Source organism: Olivibacter sp. 47 (assembly GCF_030372825.1).
Classification (GTDB): Bacteria; Bacteroidota; Bacteroidia; order Sphingobacteriales; family Sphingobacteriaceae; genus Olivibacter; species Olivibacter oleidegradans.
In genome coordinates this window covers 2,597,835-2,620,309 of sequence record NZ_JAUCNR010000001.1, presented here as the reverse complement: position 1 = coordinate 2,620,309, position 22,475 = coordinate 2,597,835, and the positions used below count along the sequence as shown (strand labels likewise).

The 22,475-nt window shown below is 39.6% G+C and carries 23 protein-coding genes; 13 read left to right on the top strand and 10 right to left on the bottom strand.

What is annotated here, in order from left to right; all coding sequences use genetic code 11:
• Positions 1–417, top strand: coding sequence for an acyl-CoA thioesterase (locus QT327_RS11315; RefSeq protein ID WP_130857383.1), 417 nt, complete (start codon positions 1–3; stop codon positions 415–417).
• Complete coding sequence (locus QT327_RS11310; RefSeq protein WP_130857382.1) at positions 414–1,403, top strand: YihY/virulence factor BrkB family protein; 990 nt, start codon at positions 414–416, stop codon at positions 1,401–1,403. The genes QT327_RS11315 and QT327_RS11310 overlap by 4 nt, the downstream gene beginning before the upstream one ends.
• Before the next feature lie 30 nt (positions 1,404–1,433).
• Here the strand turns inward: QT327_RS11310 and QT327_RS11305 are convergent, their stop codons facing one another.
• From QT327_RS11305 to QT327_RS11295, 3 genes are read right to left on the bottom strand one after another with little or no spacing between them, the layout of a single operon-like run.
• Positions 1,434–2,438: an MlaD family protein gene (locus QT327_RS11305; RefSeq protein WP_013666334.1), complete on the bottom strand. Its 1,005-nt coding sequence runs from the start codon at positions 2,436–2,438 to the stop codon at positions 1,434–1,436.
• A gap of 3 nt (positions 2,439–2,441) precedes the next feature.
• Positions 2,442–3,215 (bottom strand): ABC transporter ATP-binding protein, encoded by a 774-nt coding sequence (locus QT327_RS11300; RefSeq protein ID WP_013666333.1) that lies wholly within the window; start codon positions 3,213–3,215, stop codon positions 2,442–2,444.
• 2 nt (positions 3,216–3,217) lie between these two features.
• The gene (locus QT327_RS11295) at positions 3,218–3,982 is read right to left on the bottom strand and encodes an MlaE family ABC transporter permease (protein WP_013666332.1); all 765 of its coding nucleotides are present in this window, start codon (positions 3,980–3,982) and stop codon (positions 3,218–3,220) included.
• 270 nt (positions 3,983–4,252) lie between these two features.
• On the opposite strand from QT327_RS11295, the gene QT327_RS11290 reads away from it, so the two are divergent.
• The 3 genes from QT327_RS11290 to QT327_RS11280 all read left to right on the top strand — a co-directional run bounded on the left by QT327_RS11290 (position 4,253) and on the right by QT327_RS11280 (position 7,028).
• Entirely contained in the window at positions 4,253–5,005 is a 753-nt protein-coding gene (locus QT327_RS11290; RefSeq protein WP_013666331.1) for an SGNH/GDSL hydrolase family protein, read from the top strand.
• 121 nt (positions 5,006–5,126) lie between these two features.
• Positions 5,127–6,311, top strand: a complete 1,185-nt coding sequence (gene pncB, locus QT327_RS11285; protein ID WP_289552931.1) for a nicotinate phosphoribosyltransferase — start codon at positions 5,127–5,129, stop codon at positions 6,309–6,311.
• Between the two features lie 21 nt (positions 6,312–6,332).
• On the top strand, positions 6,333–7,028 hold the full coding sequence (locus tag QT327_RS11280) for a class I SAM-dependent methyltransferase (protein WP_013666329.1): 696 nt from the start codon (positions 6,333–6,335) through the stop codon (positions 7,026–7,028).
• Here the strand turns inward: QT327_RS11280 and mutS are convergent.
• Both mutS and QT327_RS11270 read right to left on the bottom strand, forming a co-directional pair.
• Positions 7,025–9,634 (bottom strand): DNA mismatch repair protein MutS, encoded by a 2,610-nt coding sequence (gene mutS / locus QT327_RS11275; RefSeq protein WP_041388326.1) that lies wholly within the window; start codon positions 9,632–9,634, stop codon positions 7,025–7,027. The genes QT327_RS11280 and mutS overlap by 4 nt on opposite strands.
• An 86-nt stretch (positions 9,635–9,720) precedes the next feature.
• Positions 9,721–10,062, bottom strand: a complete 342-nt coding sequence (locus tag QT327_RS11270; RefSeq protein ID WP_130857381.1) for a tetratricopeptide repeat protein — start codon at positions 10,060–10,062, stop codon at positions 9,721–9,723.
• A 161-nt stretch (positions 10,063–10,223) separates the two neighbouring features.
• On the opposite strand from QT327_RS11270, the gene QT327_RS11265 reads away from it, so the two are divergent.
• The 4 genes from QT327_RS11265 to QT327_RS11250 all read left to right on the top strand — a co-directional run bounded on the left by QT327_RS11265 (position 10,224) and on the right by QT327_RS11250 (position 14,074).
• Complete coding sequence (locus QT327_RS11265) at positions 10,224–10,961, top strand: electron transfer flavoprotein subunit beta/FixA family protein (RefSeq protein WP_289552928.1); 738 nt, start codon at positions 10,224–10,226, stop codon at positions 10,959–10,961.
• Positions 10,962–11,025: 64 nt separating this feature from the next.
• Positions 11,026–12,000: an electron transfer flavoprotein subunit alpha/FixB family protein gene (locus tag QT327_RS11260; protein WP_130857380.1), complete on the top strand. Its 975-nt coding sequence runs from the start codon at positions 11,026–11,028 to the stop codon at positions 11,998–12,000.
• Positions 12,001–12,162: 162 nt separating this feature from the next.
• Positions 12,163–12,768 (top strand): bifunctional nuclease family protein, encoded by a 606-nt coding sequence (locus QT327_RS11255; RefSeq protein ID WP_041387430.1) that lies wholly within the window; start codon positions 12,163–12,165, stop codon positions 12,766–12,768.
• A gap of 40 nt (positions 12,769–12,808) precedes the next feature.
• Positions 12,809–14,074 carry a nucleoside permease gene (locus QT327_RS11250; protein ID WP_130857379.1) on the top strand — a complete coding sequence of 422 codons (1,266 nt, stop codon included), beginning with the start codon at positions 12,809–12,811 and terminating at the stop codon, positions 14,072–14,074.
• Between the two features lie 3 nt (positions 14,075–14,077).
• On the opposite strand, the gene rlmB is transcribed toward QT327_RS11250, so the two are convergent.
• A complete protein-coding gene (gene rlmB / locus QT327_RS11245; RefSeq protein ID WP_130857378.1) occupies positions 14,078–14,845 on the bottom strand; it encodes a 23S rRNA (guanosine(2251)-2'-O)-methyltransferase RlmB in 768 nt (255 codons plus the stop codon).
• 359 nt (positions 14,846–15,204) lie between these two features.
• On the opposite strand from rlmB, the gene dnaB reads away from it, so the two are divergent.
• Positions 15,205–16,797 (top strand): replicative DNA helicase, encoded by a 1,593-nt coding sequence (gene dnaB / locus QT327_RS11240; RefSeq protein WP_289552927.1) that lies wholly within the window; start codon positions 15,205–15,207, stop codon positions 16,795–16,797.
• Positions 16,798–16,885: 88 nt separating this feature from the next.
• On the opposite strand, the gene QT327_RS11235 is transcribed toward dnaB, so the two are convergent.
• The 4 genes from QT327_RS11235 to mtaB are packed head-to-tail and all read right to left on the bottom strand — an operon-like array spanning position 16,886 to position 20,022.
• A complete protein-coding gene (locus tag QT327_RS11235; protein WP_013666320.1) occupies positions 16,886–17,878 on the bottom strand; it encodes a 3'-5' exonuclease in 993 nt (330 codons plus the stop codon).
• Positions 17,879–17,904: 26 nt separating this feature from the next.
• The gene (locus QT327_RS11230; protein WP_289552925.1) at positions 17,905–18,090 is read right to left on the bottom strand and encodes a hypothetical protein; all 186 of its coding nucleotides are present in this window, start codon (positions 18,088–18,090) and stop codon (positions 17,905–17,907) included.
• The gene (locus QT327_RS11225) at positions 18,091–18,693 is read right to left on the bottom strand and encodes an NlpC/P60 family protein (protein ID WP_289552924.1); all 603 of its coding nucleotides are present in this window, start codon (positions 18,691–18,693) and stop codon (positions 18,091–18,093) included. It abuts the gene before it with no gap.
• Positions 18,694–18,702: 9 nt separating this feature from the next.
• Positions 18,703–20,022 (bottom strand): tRNA (N(6)-L-threonylcarbamoyladenosine(37)-C(2))-methylthiotransferase MtaB, encoded by a 1,320-nt coding sequence (mtaB, locus tag QT327_RS11220; protein ID WP_130857376.1) that lies wholly within the window; start codon positions 20,020–20,022, stop codon positions 18,703–18,705.
• Positions 20,023–20,433: 411 nt separating this feature from the next.
• On the opposite strand from mtaB, the gene mqnC reads away from it, so the two are divergent.
• The 3 genes from mqnC (at position 20,434) to QT327_RS11205 (ending at position 22,447) form a co-directional block, all read left to right on the top strand.
• Positions 20,434–21,558, top strand: a complete 1,125-nt coding sequence (mqnC, locus tag QT327_RS11215; protein ID WP_041387426.1) for a cyclic dehypoxanthinyl futalosine synthase — start codon at positions 20,434–20,436, stop codon at positions 21,556–21,558.
• An 18-nt stretch (positions 21,559–21,576) separates the two neighbouring features.
• A complete protein-coding gene (scpB, locus tag QT327_RS11210; RefSeq protein ID WP_013666316.1) occupies positions 21,577–22,137 on the top strand; it encodes an SMC-Scp complex subunit ScpB in 561 nt (186 codons plus the stop codon).
• 115 nt (positions 22,138–22,252) lie between these two features.
• Positions 22,253–22,447, top strand: coding sequence for a hypothetical protein (locus tag QT327_RS11205; protein ID WP_013666315.1), 195 nt, complete (start codon positions 22,253–22,255; stop codon positions 22,445–22,447).
• Positions 22,448–22,475 lie beyond the last annotated feature (28 nt).

Sequence of the window (22,475 nt, the reverse complement as noted above, 5' to 3'; positions counted from 1 at the left end):
ATGTTAACCTTCGAAACCCAAGTAAGAGTGAGATATGGTGAAACCGATCAAATGGGCTACGTCTACTATGGCAATTATGCCGAATACTATGAAGTAGCGCGGGTAGAAATGCTTCGTAGCTTAGGCACTTCCTACAAAGAAATGGAAGCGAGAAGGGTTATGATGCCTGTTTTAGATTTAACATGTAAATATATTAAACCGGCAACATACGACGAATTGCTAACTATAAAAGTGTCTATTCGAAGTAAACCGTCTTTACGGATTAAATTCGACTATGAGCTTTTTAATGAAAGCATGGAGTTAATCAACACAGGAGCCACGACACTTGTGTTTATTGATATGGATAAGAATAAACCGTGCCTGCCTCCGCAAGACTTTCAGAATCGATTAGCGCCACATTTCGAGGAGGGTAAATGAGTTGGTTACACCGAAAATTGCTAAACCTAAAGCCCTACTATCTTTTTATTGAGTGGACGAAGGTCGTCGTGCTCCCTGGTTTTGGCAAATTACCTCTTTATACAGTAGGCCTTTTCTTTTTTCAGGAAATTGCCAGGGAATCACTTCTAAACAAAGCTTCCTCCCTGGCCTACTCTTTTATGCTGGCCATTTTTCCGGGTATCATTTTTCTGTTTACACTTATTCCTTATATCAAGGTATTCATCGACGATTTTCAGGAGCAATTATTAGAATTTATGCAGATGATTTTACCTGAAAATGCATACAAAACAATTGAATCTACTTTACTGGATATCGTTACTAATCAAAATAGCGGATTGCTCTCATTTGGTTTCCTTATGGCTATGATTTTTGCCACTAATGGTATTCATAGCTTGATGCGAGCTTTCAATAAGTCTTCCTTGGTATTGGAAAGTAGGAGCTTCGTAAAACAGCGACTGGTTGCACTCGCATTGGCCATTATGATTATTATGGCATTGACTATAGGGATGGGTATCGTTACGCTGGCATCCTTTATTATCAACCATTTAAAAAACACCATTGAAATTACCGGTGGTTTTTGGACTTGGCTTATCGGAATTACACGCTGGATTATATTATTGGGCATCTACTTTTTCACACTCAGTATTCTTTACAAATATGGCCCCTCTTCCTCAAGAAAGTGGAGCTTTTTTAGCCCCGGAGCTACTTTAGCTACTGTCTTAGCCGCTCTTACATTTTGGGGCTTTGCCTTCTACATCAATAACTTTAACACGTATAATAAACTCTACGGTTCAATAGGGACGCTGATCGTCATCATGATCTGGTTATACCTAAATTCGCTTATCTTGCTAATCGGTTTTGAACTCAATGCGAGTATCGCGTTGTCCAAGCAGAGTATAAAAATAGTAAAACCTCGATTTAACAGCTTTAAAACCGAGGTAAAAGGTGAAAACAAATTTAAATAACGCACGTAACGGCGTAAACTATACCGTAGATTAATTCGTTTTCTCCAGCGCGGCCTTTGCCTCTTTTTCTCTTTCCTTTGCTTGCTTTTTGAAGAAGCCTCTGAACAAGAAATTATGTTGAAGTGCTTCCATGTTTTGATTTAACTTATCAGTACTTTCCTCCAAATTACACATGGTCTGCTTCATGGTAACCGCCATTTCCTGATCATTTAAAAGCGCTCCTAACGTGTTATCTTTACTGTTCATCTTTTCGCTTGCCTTGGTAAGATTTGCGGTCAAAGCTGCTGCACTCTGCGTAACTCCTTGTAACTGCGCGGCTGAGCTGCGTAGGCTTTGGTAAACACTGGTATCCGTTAAAATCTCATTAGCTAAAGAACCTTCCGTATTCAATTTGGTAGTAAAAGCATTTAAAGCACTAGATACTTTAGCTGTATTCGCAGCGGTCTGTGTCAGACTCGCCATGATCGCCCTTACCTGAAGAGCCATGGTTGAATCCGTGAGGATAGCACCAATTGTTCCTTCCCCGTTAGCTATTTTTTCGCTTAACTTCTTTACATCGCTGGTAATGGCAACCAGATTTTGATTGTTCACCTGTAAAGTAGCCATCATTTCTTCTGTGTCAATACTTTTTACCGATTGCAGTAGATCACCTTCTTCAACTACCGCAACGTTCGGACTCCCCCCTTGTATAACAATAATCTTATTCCCGATAAAACCTTCAGAACTTACACGAACTTCTGCGTCTTTACGGATATAATCCTGTGATTTTTGCTCGATATTGAAATCAATCTCTACATGCGAGTTCTCAATTAACTTGATATTCTTGATGGTTCCGATTTTGACACCGGAGAAATAGACGTTGTTCCCTGCTTTTAATCCTCCGGCGTTAGTTAATATTGTTCTAAGCCCAATAGTTTTTGTAAAACGCTTTTGATTTCCGCCAAGAACGAAGATTGCCGTAACAAAAAATATAATCCCTAATAAGGTAAACAAACCTACAATAACCGACTTTTTACTATCTGAATTATTAGCCATATACTATGCAATAAAATTATAATCATAAAATGCTTTGACACGTGCGTCATCCGAATCAAAAATATCATTGAATCGGCCTTGTCGTTCAAACTTTCCGTCCAATAACATAACAATACGATCACCAACCTCTTTTGCACAGGTAAGATCGTGTGTAATAATAATGGACGATGTTTTATATATCTGTTGTACTTCGTTGATCAGATTATTGATCTCTGTACAGGTTATCGGATCTAAACCAGCTGTCGGTTCATCATACAACATAATATCCGGTCGCAAGATTAAGGTCCGAGCTATACCTATTCGCTTGCGCTGCCCGCCTGATAATTCGGACGGCATTTGATTCAACGCCTGCAATAAACCAACGGAGTCCAGCACTTCACGTACCTCTCTATCAATCTCCGCTCTCGTTAACGAACGTTTATTTCTAACAAGAGGAAATTCAAGGTTCTCACGCACGGTCATGCTATCGTACAGCGCGCTGTTTTGAAAAGAAAAACCGATTCGTAACCGCAAAGCCATTAGTTCTTTTTCATCGAGATCTCCTACTTCTTGTCCTAAAACATTGACTGTTCCTTCATCTGCCGAAAGCAAGCCCGATACAATTTTTATCAATACTGATTTGCCGGTACCTGACCGCCCTAAAACCACCAGATTCTCCCCTTCAAACAACTGTAAGTCTACACCTCGCAACACATGTAGATCTCCGAACGATTTACGAAGTCCTGAGATATTGATTACGGGATTCTGGTAATTAATATGAGATAGCTGCTTTTCCATTCTTATCCACGTATACTTTGAACAATCATTACAACTAATTGCTCCTCAATAAAAATGAGAAACATGGAAGCGACTACCGCTGCGTTGGCTGCTTTCCCTACACCTTCTGTTCCCTTGGAAGAGTTATACCCTTGGTAACAACCGACAATGCCAATAGTAAAACCAAAAAAAGCAGCTTTTATAATTGCCTGAAAAATATCCAGGAAAGTTACCGTTTCAAACACTTGATCGAAGAAGCTTATAAAGCTAACGGATTCATGCTGATAGACATTCAGAAAGGATCCCATAAGACCAACAAACCCTGTATAGCAGCTTAAAATAGGAATCATAATAGTGGTAGCCAGCACCCTACTCACGACTAGGAATTTAAATGGATTAGTTCCCGAAACTTCCATCGCATCGATTTGTTCTGTCACCTTCATGGACCCCAGCTCTGCGCCAATGTTAGATCCTACTTTCCCTGCAGCGATTAAGGCCGTTACCAAAGGCGCCAATGCACGTACAATGGCAATAGCGATCAGTGACGGTAGCATGGCCGTCGCACCGAAGTCTTCTAAAGATGGTCTCGATTGATTTGTAAATACAATACCGGTAATAAAACCAGTCAAAGAGATCAGTGGTAAAGATTTTACACCAACTTCATAACATTGATTTATGATCTCCTTAAATTCATAAGGTGGCATAACTAACTCTTTGAAGAATCGCATGATAAAGTGATGTACATTACCCAGCTGAATAAGCTTTTGGTCTATTTTCTTAGAAATCATTAGTTCTATTTATCAGCTATGGGCACAAAGGATGCCAAGTGCCTTTTTTTGCAAAAGTAGTTTTTTATTGAATAAATTCCTGATTTAGTAACATAAAAGTTAATCCTCTTTTGTCTTTTTTCCTTTTATGATATTTTCGTGAATTTTTTAATCTTTGTTCCTTCGTGTTAATTCTAAAAGACTTACTTTTAAACATTCGTTTGATATCTTTTGAATTCAACTGTTACATTTTTTTTACTTTTTAACCATTACTTAACTAAATTTAAATCTATGACCAATAGAAGGAAATTTATTCAAAATTTGGCTCTTGGCACCTCCGTAGCACTAAGCTTTCCTAAAATCGTCGCTGCTGCCGGTATAAAGGGAACATCGATTAACTTAAACGTAAATGATGTCATTTTGTTTCAAGGAGATTCCATAACAGATGCCGGTAGAGACAAAAAGAAGGAGCAAGCCAATGATCCTGCAACGCTTGGAAACGGCTATTCCTTTGTTGCTGCCTCACAGCTATTGTTAAAAAGAGCTTCGCTTAATCTTCAGATTTTTAATAAAGGCATTAGTGGCAACAAAGTTTATCAATTAGCAGATCGATGGGACGATGATTGCTTAAGGTTAAAACCGAACGTATTGAGTATTTTAATAGGAGTAAACGATTATTGGCACACCCTTGCTAAAGAAAATCCCTATCAAGGAACAATTGACACCTACAAAAAAGATTTAAAAAGTTTATTAGTGCGAACAAAAAAAGAATTACCTGAAGTGCAACTGATCATAGGCGAACCTTTTGCTGTAAAGGATGTTCGGGCAGTAACAGATGAATGGTATCCTAAATTCAATGAATATAGAATGGCGGCAAAGGAAATCGCCAATGAATTCAATGCTGTTTTTATTCCCTATCAACAAGTATTTGATGAAGCGATCAAACAGGCTCCAGCAAATTACTGGACGGGCGACGGTGTACATCCCAGCTTGGCAGGTGCGGCTCTAATGGCTCAAGCATGGCTTAAAGCAGTCGGCCTCTAGTTACTTTGGATGAATAGCCATTGATCAACGGATTTACCTAATTTTACCGATTAATGACTATTCCCGATTTTAGATAAACTCGTTTGATTTAAACCATTGGCCGTATGGCTTAGCATATAAAATGACACCTTCTCACATCACGTTAAACTCTGTGTTGGATAATGATTTTTACAAATTCACTATGCAACATGCCGTGTTTAAATTATTTCCAAAAGCTAAGGCAAAGTACGAATTCATCAATCGTGGAAATCACCACTTCCCTTCCGGCTTTGCAGATGCACTTAGAGCCTCCGTTAACAGCATGGCAGGTCTACACTTAACTCGCGAGGAGAAAAAATACCTAAGAGATACCTGTCCTTACCTCGACCCCACCTACCTCGACTTTTTACAAGGCTATCGTTATGACCCTGATGAAGTAATAATATCGCAGGAAGGTCCCAATCTGTTAGTTAAAATTACCGGGTATTGGTATCGAACCATCTTATGGGAAGTGCCTATCATGTCGCTGATATCCGAGCTCTACTATAAACTTAACTACCTTCAAGGCGATCAAGATGAGCAAATTATTACAACAGCAAAAAATAAGATTGAACAATACAATAAGTTGGGGGTAACCATTGCCGAATTCGGCACGCGTAGGCGTCATGCTTATCATACACATCGTTTAGTTGTACAAACTTTAAAACAATACGGTAATACCAGCTTCATCGGAACCAGCAATGTGCATATGGCTATGCTTAACCAAACCAAACCAATAGGTACGCATGCACATGAGTGGTTTATGTTCCATGCAGCTAAATATGGCTTTAAGATGGCTAATGGCTTAGGGTTAGAGCATTGGGTTAATGTGTATAGAGGTGATTTAGGAATAGCGCTTTCAGATACTTATACCACCGATGTATTTTTTTCTCAGTTTGATAAAATGTTCACTAAGCTTTTTGATGGTGTAAGACATGATAGTGGCGATCCCCTTGATTTTGCCGACAAAACTATCGCACACTATAAAAGTAAAGGGATAAATCCCATATCCAAAACCATCATTTTTTCTGATGGACTTAACTATGAAAAGGTCGAACGAATTGCTAAACATTGCCAGGGAAAAATCGGAATATCTTTTGGTATAGGTACAAATTTCACAAATGATGTAGGGCTAACGCCCATGAATATTGTTGTTAAAATGACCGAAGCGTACCCGGAAGAAGCATACTGGACACCGGTAGTAAAGCTTTCCGACGTAAAAGGCAAATATACGGGAGACCCAGATATGATTGAATTGAGCAAAACTATCCTTGGCATCAATGACTAACTAGGTCCTAAGTTTATTATAATGAATCAAGATGTTTACGGAGCTGCCCTGTTTGACTTTTATAAAACAGGAAAAACTGCACCATTGATATTACATAATAATTACGGTGAAGATGAGGAAATGCCGGTAGATCTATTCTTTAGAGAAGAAGAGGAGTTTCCTGAGCTGGAATTCATCGCACTTTCATTGTGCGATGGTGTTGTATTAGATGTAGGAGCCGGAGCCGGCAGCCATTGTCTCTACTTACAAAATAGAGGTTTTGAGGTCACCGCCTTGGAGATTTCGAAGACTGCATGCGAAATCATGAAGGATCGGGGAGTAAAACAAGTGGTGAACGCTAATATTTTCCATTATAGAAAGAAAAAATTCGATACGATACTTTTTCTCATGAATGGCATCGGTCTGGTGGAAACCATACATGGCTTAAAACAACTTCTTATTCATTGTAAACAGATTTTAAAGAAAGGCGGCCAATTATTATTCGACTCATCTGACATTGCTTACTTGTACGAGGGCCATATCCCAGCCGCTGGGGCTTATTATGGAGAGGTGAAATTTCAATATGAATATAAAGGCCAAAGAGGCGCTTCATTTGGATGGTTGTATATCGACCAAGATACGCTCATCAAAATTGCCCGGCAAGATGGCTGGGTGGTTCAAATACTATACGAAGATGAAAACGACCAATATCTTGTCCGATTGTCGCTCCGCGATTAATTTTTCAATAGACGCTGAATTTCATCGAGTTTCATTAAGGCCTCAACAGGAGTTAATGCATTGACATCCAAGTTATTTAACATATCACGGATTTTGACTAAAATCGGGTCGTCAATTGAAAACATTTGCAGCTGGTAAGCCTGCTTCTGTATCTTCTTCATGCTATCCTTAATATGTTCGCCACCTGTTCGTTCCTGTTCAAGCCTTTTTAGTATTTCGTTAGCCCTCACAACAAGCTTGGCAGGCATGCCCGCCATCTTAGCAACATGGATTCCGAAACTATGTTCGCTACCACCGGGAACGAGTTTACGAAGAAAAATAATTTTATTATTTACTTCTTTTACCGAAACGTTGAAGTTCTTTATCCGATTAAAAGTATTTGTCAGTTCATTCAGCTCATGATAGTGCGTCGCAAACAAAGTTTTTGCCTTGGCAGAAGGGTGGTTATGCAAGTATTCGGCAATGGCCCAAGCGATTGATATCCCATCATAAGTACTTGTTCCACGGCCAATCTCATCTAGTAAAATAAGGCTTCTATCGGATAAATTATTAAGAATGCTGGCCGTTTCATTCATTTCGACCATAAATGTGGATTCACCTGATGACAGATTATCAGAGGCTCCAACCCGAGTAAAAATCTTATCTACCAAACCAATTTCGGCATGTTTTGCCGGAACGAAACATCCCATCTGTGCCATTAGTACAATTAAGCCTGTTTGTCGTAATAGAGCAGATTTACCCGCCATGTTGGGTCCTGTTATGATAATGATTTGTTGACTGTCACTATCTAAAAACACGTCATTGGTAATATATTCTTCACCAATCGGCAAATTTTTTTCGATCACCGGATGACGCCCGCCCTTGATATCAATGAGTTTACCATCGTTGATGATAGGCTTCACATAATGGTTCTTATGAGCAATTGTTGCAAAGTTCAACAGTACGTCCAGTTGAGAAATTAAATTGGCATTCAGTTGAACGGGCTTTATATAGTCAAGCAGCGAAGCGAGAAGTTCGTTATATAAACGATTTTCTATGACTTGTATCTTATCTTCCGCTCCAAGAATCTGTTCTTCATATTCTTTTAACTCATTGGTAATATAACGTTCTGCATTCACCAGGGTTTGCTTTCTTACCCAATCAGCGGGTACCTTGTCTTTATGGGCATTGGTCACCTCAAGATAGTACCCAAACACATTATTAAAAGAAATCTTTAAAGACGGGATACCGGTAATTTCCGACTCGCGCTTCTGAATTTCAAGTAAATAATCTTTTCCTCCGAATGCAACCTTACGTAAGCGATCAAGCTCTGCATCCACTCCATCAGCAATTACATTCCCTTTAATCAATAACACAGGAGGCTCCGATTTCAACTCCTTTTCTATCCGATCGCAAATTATTTTACAGGGGTTTAATTGCTCTGCAATCACATTTAAGGCCTGAGCGTCCGCAGTAGCCGTCAGCTCTTTAAGTCGTCCGATAGCTTGCAAAGCTCTTTTTAACTGAACCAGTTCCCTCGGATTTGCTTTTTGCAGTCCGATTTTACTTATCAATCGCTCCAAATCACCGATCTGTTTAATCTCTTGCGTCAGTTGTTCCCGTAGATCGGCTCGTTTTAAAAGGTACTCCACAACCTCTAATCGCTCCGTAATTGGTCGTTTGTCTTTTAAAGGCATAACCATCCAACGTTTCAACAACCGGGCGCCCATTGGAGATGAAGTACTGTCCAATACGTCGGCTAATGTAATGGCATTTTCATTAGCTGAACCGATCAATTCTAAATTACGGACGGTAAATCGATCCAACCACATGTAACGATCTTCCTCAATCCGTGCAATGTTAGAGATATGCTGTAAGTTCCGATGTTCCGCTTCGTTCAAATAGTGCAAAGCAACCCCCGCAGCTACAATAGCAAGATGCATACGGTCAATTCCAAATCCCTTTAGGGAATTAACTTCGAAGTGCTTCAGAAGCGTTTCTTTCGCATAATCGCCGCTATAGGGCCATTCATCTAATGTATAAGTGTAAAATCGATCGCTGAACTGATCTACAAAATCGCTATAAGAACGTTTCGGCAGGATAATTTCACTTGGCTTAAACCCTTGCAACAATTTATCAATATAGTCACCACTTCCTTGCGCAACTAAAAACTCACCTGTTGAAATGTCTAAAAAGGAAACACCTATTGCATTCTTATCAAGATACAAGGAAGCTAAATAATTATTAGCCTTTTGTTGAATGATATTATCATTGTAAGATACACCCGGAGTTACCAATTCTGTCACTCCCCTTTTTACAATCGTTTTTACAGATTTAGGATCTTCCAGTTGATCGCAGATTGCAACTCGCTGTCCCGCCCTCACCAGTTTCGGCAGATAAGTTTCTAATGAGTGATGAGGAAATCCGGCCAATTCGGTTTCAGAAGCACTGCCATTACCACGCTTAGTTAAAACGATGCCCAATATTTCCGCTGCTTTAACGGCATCGGAACCAAAGGTTTCATAAAAGTCACCGACTCTAAATAATAACAAAGCACCGGGATATTTTGCTTTGATACTATTGTATTGCTGCATTAATGGAGTTTCTTTCTTTGCTGTCTTTGCCAAAATCAACTTTCTTTAGGGGCGTAAAAATAAAATAAAATTGGGAATTAGCGGCCGCACTTCGCCGCTATATTTGTTTTGTTACTTATTTACCAGTCCTCTTCGTCCGGCTCTATTCCTAGGATGTTATTATAAACCGCTTGAAGTTCGGAGAAAGCATGCATATCATTCGCTTGCTTCGCTACGTCCATACCTCTTTGATAGGTGGCTATCGCATCATTTTCCCTTCCCAATGACTCATATAGTTTACCAAAATGGTAATAAGTACCGACATAATCCGGCCGCTTATCTACAAGTTCCTGAAAATAACGTAAGGCTTTAGTCGAATTCTCCCTTTTAACGTACTCTGTAGCAATTGCATATAAAATAAAAGGTTCATCAGGACTTGCCTCTAGAAATTTAAAAAGTTGCTCCAAACGGTCATTGCTCATAGATTCAGCGGTTAAAATTTAATTATTATGTGATTTTTCCTATCTTTATAACTTTAGAAGCCAAAGATAAAAAAGTACGGTTCTTTTCACAAAGACAGAAGATAACTTCCTCTATCATTGGTTCAAGCGGGGAATCAATTTATTATTTAAATGCAGCAATTATGAAAATACTCGTGTGTATCAGTCATGTTCCGGACACTACGTCAAAAATCACATTTTCTGAAGATAAAACTTCTTTCAACAATACAGGTATTCAATTTATCATCAATCCCTATGACGAAATAGCGCTCGCCAAAGCGATCGAATTAGCAGAAGGAGGTAAAGGGACTGTTACGGTAATAAACATAGGCGAGGTAAGCACTGAGCCAACCATTAGAAAAGCACTAGCCACAGGAGCAGACGATGCTGTGCGAGTTAATGCCGCACCACGCGATGCCTGGTTTGTAGCCAAACAGATTGCAAACTATGCAAATGGAAAGCAATTTGATTTGATTTTGACAGGTCGTGAATCTATTGACTACAACGGAGTACAGGTAGCTGGTTTTTTAGGAGAGTTTCTTAACATTCCGTCCATTTCTATCGCAAAAAAAATTGATATTCATGAGAAAACGGCATTGGTAGAACGTGAGATCGAGGGCGGTAAGGAAATTATTTCCAGTCCCCTACCCTTGGTTGTCGGGACTGCAGAAGGCGTGGCAGAACCGCGCATACCGAATATGCGAGGCATCATGTCTGCTCGCACAAAACCGTTGGAGGTTATTGAAGCCATTGAAGTGGAAACACTAACCAAAATAGTGCAATATGAAAGTCCTGCTCCAAGGGGAGCAGTTACGCTAATAGATGCGGCCGAACCTGAAAAATTAATTGAACTATTACATACAAAAGCACGTGTAATCTAGTATGGCATTAAAAAGACCCATACTTTGAGGTAAAACCATATACAATAATTTAAATCGAAAAAAGATGTCGGTATTAGTATTTGTAGAGAATATAGAAGGTGTCTTTAAGAAATCCGCACATGAAGTGGTTTCTTATGCTAAAGCCATCGCGAACACCATTAATCAGCCCTTAGTTGCACTTTCTATTGGCGATGTAAAGGATGAAAACCTTAAAGGACTAAGCAAATACGGCGCAAATAGAATATTAACTGCTAATTCAGATAAACTTAAATCTTTCGTAAATCAAGCTTATGCATCCATTATAGAAGCAGCCGCGAGGCAAGAAAATTCGTCCATTGTTGTGCTATCCAATTCGTTCAGTGGCAAGGGATTGGCCCCGCGGCTGGCAGCAAAACTCGTTGCTGGTTTAGCAAATGGTGTGGTGGAGTTACCAACGATTGAAGGCAGTATATTACGTGTTAAAAAAACTGCATTTTCAGGCAAGGCATTCGCGGTCACCGAATTGAATTCAGCTGTTAAAGTTATTGCCTTAAATGCAAACGCCTTTGAATTAAGGGAGAGCCCTGTGGACGCAGAAATTGTTGCATTTGAAAACCAGCCTTCTCCCGATGATTTTGCCACTGTTGTAAAAGAAATTATTCGTGCCACCGACAAGGTTTCTTTACCCGAAGCAGAAATTGTGGTATCAGGAGGCAGAGGATTAAAAGGGCCGGAAAATTGGGGTATCATAGAAGAATTGGCCGAAGCGCTCGGGGCTGCAACTGCTTGTTCGAAACCCGTATCGGATGCAGGCTGGCGTCCCCATGCCGAACATGTCGGCCAAACCGGCATTGCGGTAAGTCCCAATCTGTATATCGCTATCGGAATTTCAGGCGCCATTCAGCATCTAGCAGGGATAAGTTCTTCAAAAACAATAGTAGTTATCAACAAAGATCCGGAAGCTCCTTTCTTTAAAGTGGCAGATTACGGTATCGTAGGAGATGCCTTTGAGATCGTTCCAAAAATTACAGCAGCAGTCAGATCATATAAAAATGGCTGAAATTTTCGATATTAGCTACTTCTTTTGATAAGGAGGTATCGTACTCTTTTGGACATGAGGAGACTGAATTTTATTATAAAGAAAAAAATTTATATTCATAAAGCGCTATTATAAAAAAATAGCGCCGCTATGAAATGCTTTTTGCATATTTGCCTGCGAGAAATGAATAAGATCAAGTTAGAAATAGTAGGATTATCTTACAGCCAGACACAATCCGGGGCTTATGCTTTAGTATTAGGTGAAGTTAATGGCCGCAGAAGACTTCCTATAATTATCGGAGGGTTTGAGGCGCAAGCGATTGCCATTGAAATCGAGAAACTTACTCCCAGCAGACCTCTTACGCATGATTTGTTCAAAACTTTTGCTTCTACATTCGGAATTTCCATTCATGAAGTCATTATTTACAATCTAGTTGACGGAATTTTTTATGCAAAGTTAGTTTGCAATAATGGAAAAAAAGATATCGAAATAGATGCCAGGACCTCCGACGCTATCGCTCTGGCCATACGATTTGATTGCCCAATCTATACTTATGAGTTTATTCTTGCATCCGCAGGAATCGTTATTGAGGGAAATGATTTTGTGTTTTTAGAAAACCTGGAAACCCCTAGAGAGGAACAATCTACTGTGGCAGAAAGCTCGAAAACTGCCTATGCATCCTACACCGACGATGAACTAAAAGCAGCACTTCAACAAGCACTTCAAGAAGAAGCTTATGAAAAAGCGGCTAAAATACGTGATGAAATATCTCGAAGAAAGTCGTCATAATTCGAAAAGAAATGCAACATAAGCTGAGCTTTACATAAATATGTCTATAAAACTTAGATTGACGCTCATGAGCTTTCTACAGTTCTTTGTATGGGGAGCTTGGATGATTACAGTTGGCGTATATTGGTTTCAGCATAAACAATGGTCCGGCAGTGAATTTGGGGCTATTTTTTCTACACTAGGAATCTCTTCTTTATTTATGCCGGCGTTAACCGGCATCATCGCCGACAAATGGATTAATGTAGAGTTTCTTTATGGCATTTTGCACATTCTATTCGGGTGCACGTTTCTGTACCTACCTCATGTACAAGATCCTCAAACATTCTTTTGGGTGATTTTGATGGCCATGTTATTTTATATGCCAACAATAGCCCTATCTAATTCAATTGCATACATTCTGTTAAAAAAACATAAGTACAATGTAATTAAGGACTTTCCTCCTATTCGTGTATGGGGTACCATTGGTTTTATTGCAGCTATGTGGATGACGGATCTTACCGGCAACAAGGCCTTAGGGGGGCAGTTCTATATTTCCGCCATCGCTGCAATTACGTTGGGAATTTATTCTTTCACCCTCCCTCCTTGCCCTCCATTAAAATCGAAATCTGAAAATGCGTCTCTTAGTGGGCGCTTGGGATTAAATGCCTTTAAGCTGTTTCGTAATCCAAAAATGGCGCTTTTTTTCACCTTTTCCATGTTTCTAGGCGGAGCATTACAGCTGACAAATATGTACGGAGACGCTTATCTATCCGATTTTGGTAAAAATCCAATCTATACTGATTCTTTTGTAGTAAGACATTCCACTATCATATTATCCATTTCTCAAATTTCCGAAACAATCTTCATTCTAGCCATTCCCTTCTTTCTACGACGTTTTGGTATCAAGCAGGTTATGCTGATCAGTATGTTGGCTTGGGTATTGCGTTTTGGTTTATTGGCCTATGCTGATCCGATAAGCGGACTTTGGATGATCATTCTGTCCTGCATAGTGTATGGAATGGCTTTTGATTTTTTCAATATATCGGGATCTCTTTTCGTCGAAACAAGTACGGGAGCTAATATCCGTTCATCTGCTCAAGGTTTGTTCATGATGATGACGAACGGTTTTGGCGCTATCCTCGGAAGTTCAATCAGTGGCTACGTGATTGAACATTATTTTACCGAAATGGGTGGACAGATGATGTGGCAAGAGATCTGGATTTGTTTCGCTGCTTACGCGCTTGTGATCGCGTTCTTATTTTCATTCCTCTTTAAGCACAAACATGACCCCTCGGCCCTGGAAGAAATGAAAGAAATGACAGGTTAATCCTTATTGGTTAACCCGTTGCCGAATTGCTTCATAAATAATTACACCCGCACTTACAGACACATTTAAGGATGCAATGTCGCCAAACATGGGAATCTTGGCTAAATAGTCGGCATTCCGTATGATACTGTCAGATATACCCGTATCTTCTGCTCCCATTACAATTGCTGTTGGTGACTTAAAATCGGGTTTATAAATAGTGTCTCCCGTTTTTTCAGTACATGCTACAACTTGTAAACCGCTCTCTTGAAGGAACTTTATTACTTGCGTTAAGCTTTCGTGACGGCAAACGGCGATTTTATATAGAGCTCCTGCGGATGTTTTAATAGCGTCCGGATTAATCTCAGCCGATCCCTTAGTCGGAACTACCAGCGCATCCACCCCGGCACAAGCAGCAGTACGTGCTATCGCGCCAAAGTTACGGACATCGGTAATACCATCCAATATTAATATCAATGGCACCTTCCCTTCTTCGTATATAGTTGGAATAACGTCTTCTATTTTTTGATAGGTAATCGGCGAGATAACGGCGATGACCCCCTGGTGATTTTTCCGGGTTATACGATCGAGCTTCTCTATCGGAACTTGCTGATAACTGATATTTCTATTACGTAAAACATCTTTCAACTCTTTAAATAACTCGCCGGTCAATCCTCGCTGTATAAATAAAGATTCGATTTCCTTTCCACTATCAATAGCTTCAATTACCGCTCTAATACCAAAAACCATTTGATTGCTTTCCCTTTTTATGGGTTTTGAAAATTGACGCATGCTTATGTAAATTAGGCGTGCAAGTTACCAAATATATTCTCAATATCCTTTTTTCATTTTTATGATATATTTAATTCATTTTAGCCGCAATTTTCATACCGTAGATTCATGAGAAATCTCTTGTTTCTTTCTTTCCTAAAATTGTTAAGCACATCTAAACTAACATATAAAAAGTTATTCACATTAGTTTTAAGCAATTGATTTTAAAATACTTTACGCAATGATTAACATTTTATTCACATCATTTGTGAATATCTAACAGGCTAACGAGAACAGATTCAATGCTTAACATTTTTCGTTATTCACTATTGTGAGAAACTCAAGCTCAGAAGGGATTATAAATTAAGTACATTTGTGCTATGAACTCCGAAAACGAAAATTATTCATCAAGAAATACCGCTAAGAAAGGAACTTTTGCCGAGCGCAAAAATCGACTAGGGAATATGGTTAGTGGCCTTGGTAAGCTACCTCCTCAGGCAGTGGATTTAGAGGAAGCTGTTTTAGGAGCACTTATGGTTGAAAAAGATGCGCTATCAACAGTTATTGATATTCTGAAAGTAGACACTTTCTATAAAGATGCGCACCAGAAAATCTTCGAAGCCATCGTCAACTTATTTCAAAAATCTTCACCAATTGACTTATTGACGGTTACCGCTGAACTCCGAAAAATGGGTGCACTGGAAATGGTCGGGGGAGCTTACTATATAACACAGCTGACGGACAGAGTTGTCTCTGCCGCTAACATTGAATTTCATGCTCGTATTATATCTCAGAAGTATATACAACGAGAATTGATTAAAATTTCAACCGAAATTATAAACAATGCTTATGAAGATACTGCGGATATTTTTGATTTGCTCGACACCGCAGAAAAAAGTTTGTTTGATATAGCTCAAAACAATTTAAGGCGAGATACCCGCAAGATGGACGATATCATGCGGGAAGCGGTTAATAACTTAGAACAGTTACGCGACAGAACGGATTCGCTTACTGGAGTTCCCTCAGGCTTTACAGCATTAGATCGTATTACTTCGGGTTGGCAGCCATCCGATTTGATTATTATAGCTGCCCGTCCAGCTATGGGTAAAACGGCATTTGTTCTAACCTGTGCACGCAATGCGGCTGTGCTGCATGATAAACCTGTCGCCGTTTTTTCATTGGAGATGTCCTCTGTACAGTTGGTCAATCGCCTTATTTCCGGTGAAACCGAAATAGAACAGGAAAAACTCAAAAAAGGAACCTTAGCAGATCATGAATGGACTCAGCTCCACTCACGGATCGGAAAATTAACAGAGGCCCCTTTACTGATTGATGACACGCCGGCACTGAATGTATTTGAATTTCGAGCCAAATGCAGGCGTTTAAAAGCACAATACGATATACAGATGGTGATTGTGGATTATTTGCAATTAATGCATGGAAAAGCTGAAGGGAAAGGCGGTGGAAATCGTGAGCAAGAAATCGGTAGTATATCACGTGCGCTAAAATCGGTGGCGAAAGAGCTTAATATTCCGGTACTGGCCCTTTCCCAATTGAGTCGTGCAGTTGAAAGTCGTCCGGGAGCCTCAAAAAGGCCTATGCTATCTGATTTACGGGAGTCTGGGTCTATCGAACAGGACGCCGATATGGTACTGTTTTTATACCGACCGGAGTATTATGGCATGACGGAAGATGAAGAGGGCCGACCAACTGCCGGTGTAGGGGAAGTCATTATTGCTAAAAACAGACATGGTGAAACGACCATTGTACCGCTGAAGTTTGTCGGTAAATATGTTAAATTCCAAGATCTAGAGGAAGATTTCGGTGGCGGGTCATTTGCGGACTCAGGAACTATGACTGATGATAATCCTTTTTCTGCCGGTATGATGCCATCGTCAGAATTTGGGAATATGGGCGGAATCATTACGCGTCCCTCCAGAATGAACGACATGGATGACGAAGCTCCCTTCTAGTTGTCAAATAAGTAGTAGTTTAGTTGTTAAGTAGTCGGTTGCTATTTCCAACTTAACTACTTCCTTACCTAACTATTTTTCAGTTTAACTATTTCCTAAACTTATCTTGTAAACTCTTCAGCATATCTTCTGTGATAGGGCCACTTTTCTTCTCTTTAGCCTTATCTAAATGTTGATTACCGCTATAGGGTTTATTTCCCCCATAGGGCTTTGTTTTCGGCTGTATCGCTACATCTGAGGCATTTGAAGGTTTAACGTTAGCGCCTCTATTATGTTGTATATTGCGGAAATCGGTCCATATTTTTTCTATACAGCGCTTGGTATATAACGGAAAGTCACCTTGCATCATCCAGGAATAATAGCTTGGCTCTATCTTGAACACTTCCACTACGCTTTTGCCTTTATGCTTACCAAAACTGAAAACCTCAACGCCATTCTCATCGTAAATGATACGGCCCGCAAAATCAACCGGTCTATTTAAATTGGTAAATCGGTGAAGCGCGTCTACATCGTTCTTTACAGGTATCGATTTATTGCCGCTTTTGTCTTCCCATTCAACGCCGTCATAACGCTGCACTTGGGCTAACAACACTTCATAGGTAGCACGAACATCAGCTTCAGCACTATGGGCATTTTCCAAAGTTCTATCACAATAAAACTTATAAGCTGCTTTCAATGTACGCTGCTCCATTTGATGAAAGATATTCTGAACATCGACGAATTTTCTGTTTTCAATGTCAAAATTAATTCCCGCTCTTAGAAACTCTTCCATCAGAACAGGGATATCAAACTTATTGGAGTTATAACCGGCCAAATCCGTATCCTCCAAGAAATCAGCAATTTCTTGTGCAACTTGCTTGAAGGTTGGAGCGTCTTTGATGTCCTCGTCGTATACTCCGTGTAAAAGTGAAGAGCTTAATGGAATGGGCATCTCCGGATTTATACGCATGGTTTTTACCTGTTCACTTCCGTCTGGCATCGCTTTAAGGATTGAAATTTCTACAATTCTATCCGAAGCAACGTTTACGCCTGTTGTTTCTAAATCAAAAAATGCCAATGGGCGTTTTAGGTTTAAGATCATTTCTTCTTTTTTTATGAATTCCTAATTTACTTTATTGGTTGGTAGAAAGGTATCATGCCTGGTATATCTATTAGCAAGAACATCCATTTATCCAAAAAAATGATGCCTAATACAATTCCTATAACCATGATCGCATATAGCAGTAATTCGTTTTTTGCAAACTGCTTATATTGCGTCCAAAAACCAAAATTCTCTTCGTCTTTCTCTTTCATTTATTTGACCGCTCCTGCTCTTTTGAAAGATTTGTAATACCAACCGTCCTTTAAATTGCTTATAATAACTCCCTTTGAGGTTGAAGCATGAACGAATCTGCCATTATGCAAATAGACTCCTACATGATTGATGCTCGAACCTCCAAAACTAAAGAAAACCAAGTCTCCTTCTTTCAGCTGCCTTTCATATTTTCTTTTAACGGCATTTGCTTGATCCTCCGAACTTCGCGGAAGACTTTTACCATAAATCTCACTTATCAGCATCGCCGCAAATCCCGAACAATCTATACCGTTTTTTGTTGTTCCTCCATAAGCGTAAGGAGTACCAATCCAATCGTTTATAAAGCGATAAAGCTTTTCATTTTTCAGTTCACTGGTTTCAACCCCCAATAAACCGGCATAGTCAGTAAGCAGGTTCCCTGAGCTAACATAAAATCCGGAAGTTCCTGAAACATCTGTTAAAATATCTCCCTTCTTTCGATGATAGTTTTCACGTTTTAGAACGGACGATGTAGCTCGCCGTCTGCTCAAACAGCTTGTCAACATTCCCATCAGTATAATCGCTAGCAAAATAAAGGTGATATTTTGAATCGGAAGCCGCATGTATTGTTGTTAATGTTCAACAAAAGATTCTACTTCTTCCACATCTACTTCTCCTTCATTGCTTATATTCAGCAGCCGAACGGTTTTTATTTCGTTTACGAGTAAAGGGTCGTATTTAGCCCGTACTTTAACATAATTCTTCGAAAAGCCGTGCATATATCCTTCTTTTACGTCACTTTCGAAAAGCACTTCCATCTCATTGCCTAACTGACTAACATAAAATGCCCGTCTTTTCTTTTCAGAAAGGATATGTAACATTTTGCTTCTGTCCGATCTGGCACTCCCCGGCACTGCCCCTTCCATTTGTGAAGCTATCGTATTTTCCCTTTCTGAGTAGGTAAAGACATGTAGATAGGAAATGTCTAGATCATTAAGAAATTCATAGGTTTGTAAAAAATCTTCCCGTGTTTCGCCGGGAAATCCAACAATGACGTCTACTCCTATACAACAATCCGGCATTAAACTTTTAATTCTTTTTACCCTTTCAGCATAGAGTTCTCGTTTATATCGTCTACGCATCAGCCCTAAGATCTTATTAGATCCTGATTGTAAGGGCATATGAAAATGGGGCACGAATCGCTTGGACGAGGCTACAAAATCGATGATTTCATTACTCAGTAAGTTGGGTTCAATGGACGAAATCCGAAAACGGTCAATCCCATCGACCGCATCCAACGCTTTCACCAAATCCAAAAAACGATCTTCCCGCTGGCCTTGCCTAATACCGAAGTCACCGATATTAACTCCTGTCAATACAATTTCCTTTACACCCGATGCAGCAATATCTTTGGCTTGTTTAACCAACGATTCAATGGTTCCACTTCTACTGGCTCCGCGTGCAAGTGGTATGGTACAAAATGTGCAAGAATAATCGCAACCGTCTTGTACTTTAAGAAAAGTTCTTGTTCTATCACCAAACGAAAAAGCCGGAACAAACACATTGGTTTCCTCAATAGGTGCATTATGTATAATTGCCTTTTTCTGTTTGGTTAAGTCGTTAATATGCTCAATGATATTGAACTTTTCTGCTGCGCCAAGCACCATATCAACTCCGGGAATTTCGGCTATTTCCCGGGGCTTTAATTGCGCATAGCAACCCACAATAGTAATATAAGCCTGAGGAGAATATTTCAAAGCCTCTTTTACCACTTTTCTGCACTTTTTATCAGCATTATCCGTCACCGAACAGGTATTGATAACATAAACATCCGCTCTTTCGTTAAAAGGCACAGTTTGATAACCTGCATCCTGAAAAATCCGTCCGATAGAAGAAGTTTCAGAGAAGTTAAGTTTGCAGCCAAGGGTATAAAATGCTACTCTCTTATCCATTTAATTAGTTTTTGCGTTCAAAATGCAAGATGAATGCTCCGTCAAATGCGCCATGAAAGTAAGGTCCATATCAATTCAATCTTACATTAAACAACTTTGTTGTGCACCTTAAACAAGGTTTTAAATTGTCAGCGGCAAAAATACGTTTTTCTTTAGGCTTATTATAGGAACTGTCTCAGTTTTTATATAAATGCAACTAGTTTCGATACAGTTATGACAAATATGAACAGCTATTTACAAGTAGTGCTATCGTTCTTCAAGACAACCGTACAGGCCGTCCTATAGCTTGCAAACAACGCACCGTAAACCTCGTGACTTGATTGGATATCCTCGCAAAAATAGCTAAGTTTGCAAGGTCTACAATGCATCTCTACAGGAAGTAACGTTGCAATGTATAATCAGGCATTTTCAATGGATACTACACAAATACTTCGAAGGGCGCTTAATTTTGAATTCTTATCGAAAGAAGAAGGTATATATTTGCATCAGTACGCCTCAACTGCTGAACTAAGTTATGTAGCCAACGAGCTTCGAAAAATACAAGTACCTCACGGAAAGGTTACGTGGCAAATTGACAGAAACGTAAATACAACCAATGTTTGTATTGCTAACTGCAAATTTTGTAATTTTTTCAGGCGACCCGGGCACGAAGAAAGCTATATTACGGATATAGATACCTACAAGCGAAAAATCGAGGAAACGATACGATACGGTGGAGATCAGCTGCTGTTACAGGGCGGGCACCATCCCGATCTTGGCTTGAATTTCTACACCAATTTGTTTAAGCAGCTAAAAGAACTATACCCGACCATAAAACTGCACTCGCTTGGGCCTCCGGAAATCGCTCATATTGCTAAATTAGAGAATATGAGTCATATCGAAGTTCTCCGCGCCTTAAAAGAAGCCGGTTTAGACTCGCTCCCGGGAGCCGGAGCAGAAATATTAAATGATCGTGTTAGACGTCTGATTTCAAAAGGCAAATGTGGCGGAAAAGAGTGGTTAGATGTAATGCGGGCCGCCCATCAAATTAATCTCCCAACTTCAGCCACTATGATGTTTGGACATATTGAGACCGTCGAGGAGCGTTTTGAACACCTTGTATGGATCAGAGAAGTCCAAAGCGAAAAACCGGAAGGAGCCTATGGCTTTATTGCCTTCATTCCATGGCCTTTCCAGGACGACGGCACGCTATTAAAGAAAGTAAGAGGAATCACCAATAATGTAAGTGGTGAAGAATACATCCGTATGATTGCACTGAGCAGGATTATGCTTCCCAACATAAAAAACGTTCAAGCCTCCTGGCTGACCGTTGGCAAACGCGTGGCGCAGCTCTGTTTACATGCCGGAGCTAATGATTTTGGATCTATTATGATCGAAGAGAATGTCGTTTCAGCTGCCGGCGCTCCGCATCGATTCACGTCGCGCTCGATACAAGATGCGATCAAAGAAGCTGGCTTCGAACCGCAATTGCGTACACAAAAGTATGACTTCAGGGAAATCCCATCAGGTATTCAAGAACAAATCATCGACTATTAATTAATAGGTTAACGTTTCATGGAGAACATCGTACAGCATATTGAGGCATTAATTTTTGCTTCTGAACAGAGCGTGGAATTTTTTGACATTAAGCAAATTATTCGAGATGCCTTAGACTTGGAGCTATCAAACGAGGACGTAGAAAATGCAATTAAGCTTATTGAATCAAAATACGCTGACAGCGCATTTGCCATTCAACTGTATCATATTAATAACGGCTATCAATTTTTAACGAAGAAAGAGTACAATAAAATTGTCAATCAACTTCAGATCCATCGATCTAAAAAGAAATTGAGTCAAGCTGCGCTTGAAACGCTGGCTATAATAGCTTATCGGCAGCCTATAACCAAGCTTGAAATAGAACAAATAAGGGGAGTGAGCTGCGACTATTCCATACAGAAACTATTGGAAAAAGACCTGATACAGATCAGTGGAAAATCTGAAGCTATTGGGAAGCCGCTCTTATATTCGACAAGCAAACTATTTATGGACTATTTTGGGATCAATTCAACGGCGGATTTACCGAAATTGAAAGACATCTTAACTGAAGAACAAAGTATAGGAGAATCAACGGAATAGCTTCCATTTTTTTGTATTATTTTTTCAATAAATTACTTGACTGTTTTAAAATCTTTGTAATTTTATCAGCACAAAACCAAACAATATAAAACAAGCGTAACTAGTAGAATTGGAAATGAAAACGCCAAAAAAGACAGACAAAAAAATTGGATCAAATAATCCAGCAAAAAAAGCGGGTAAATCAGGTATCAAACCTAATGATTCAAAACCAACAAGACGTTTTGACGATGAAGATGAAGATGACTTCGATTTTAATGATTTGGATAACTTTGACAATTTCGACAATTTTGACGATGATGACGACTATTAGTCTTGTAATCACCGTATTATAAAATATA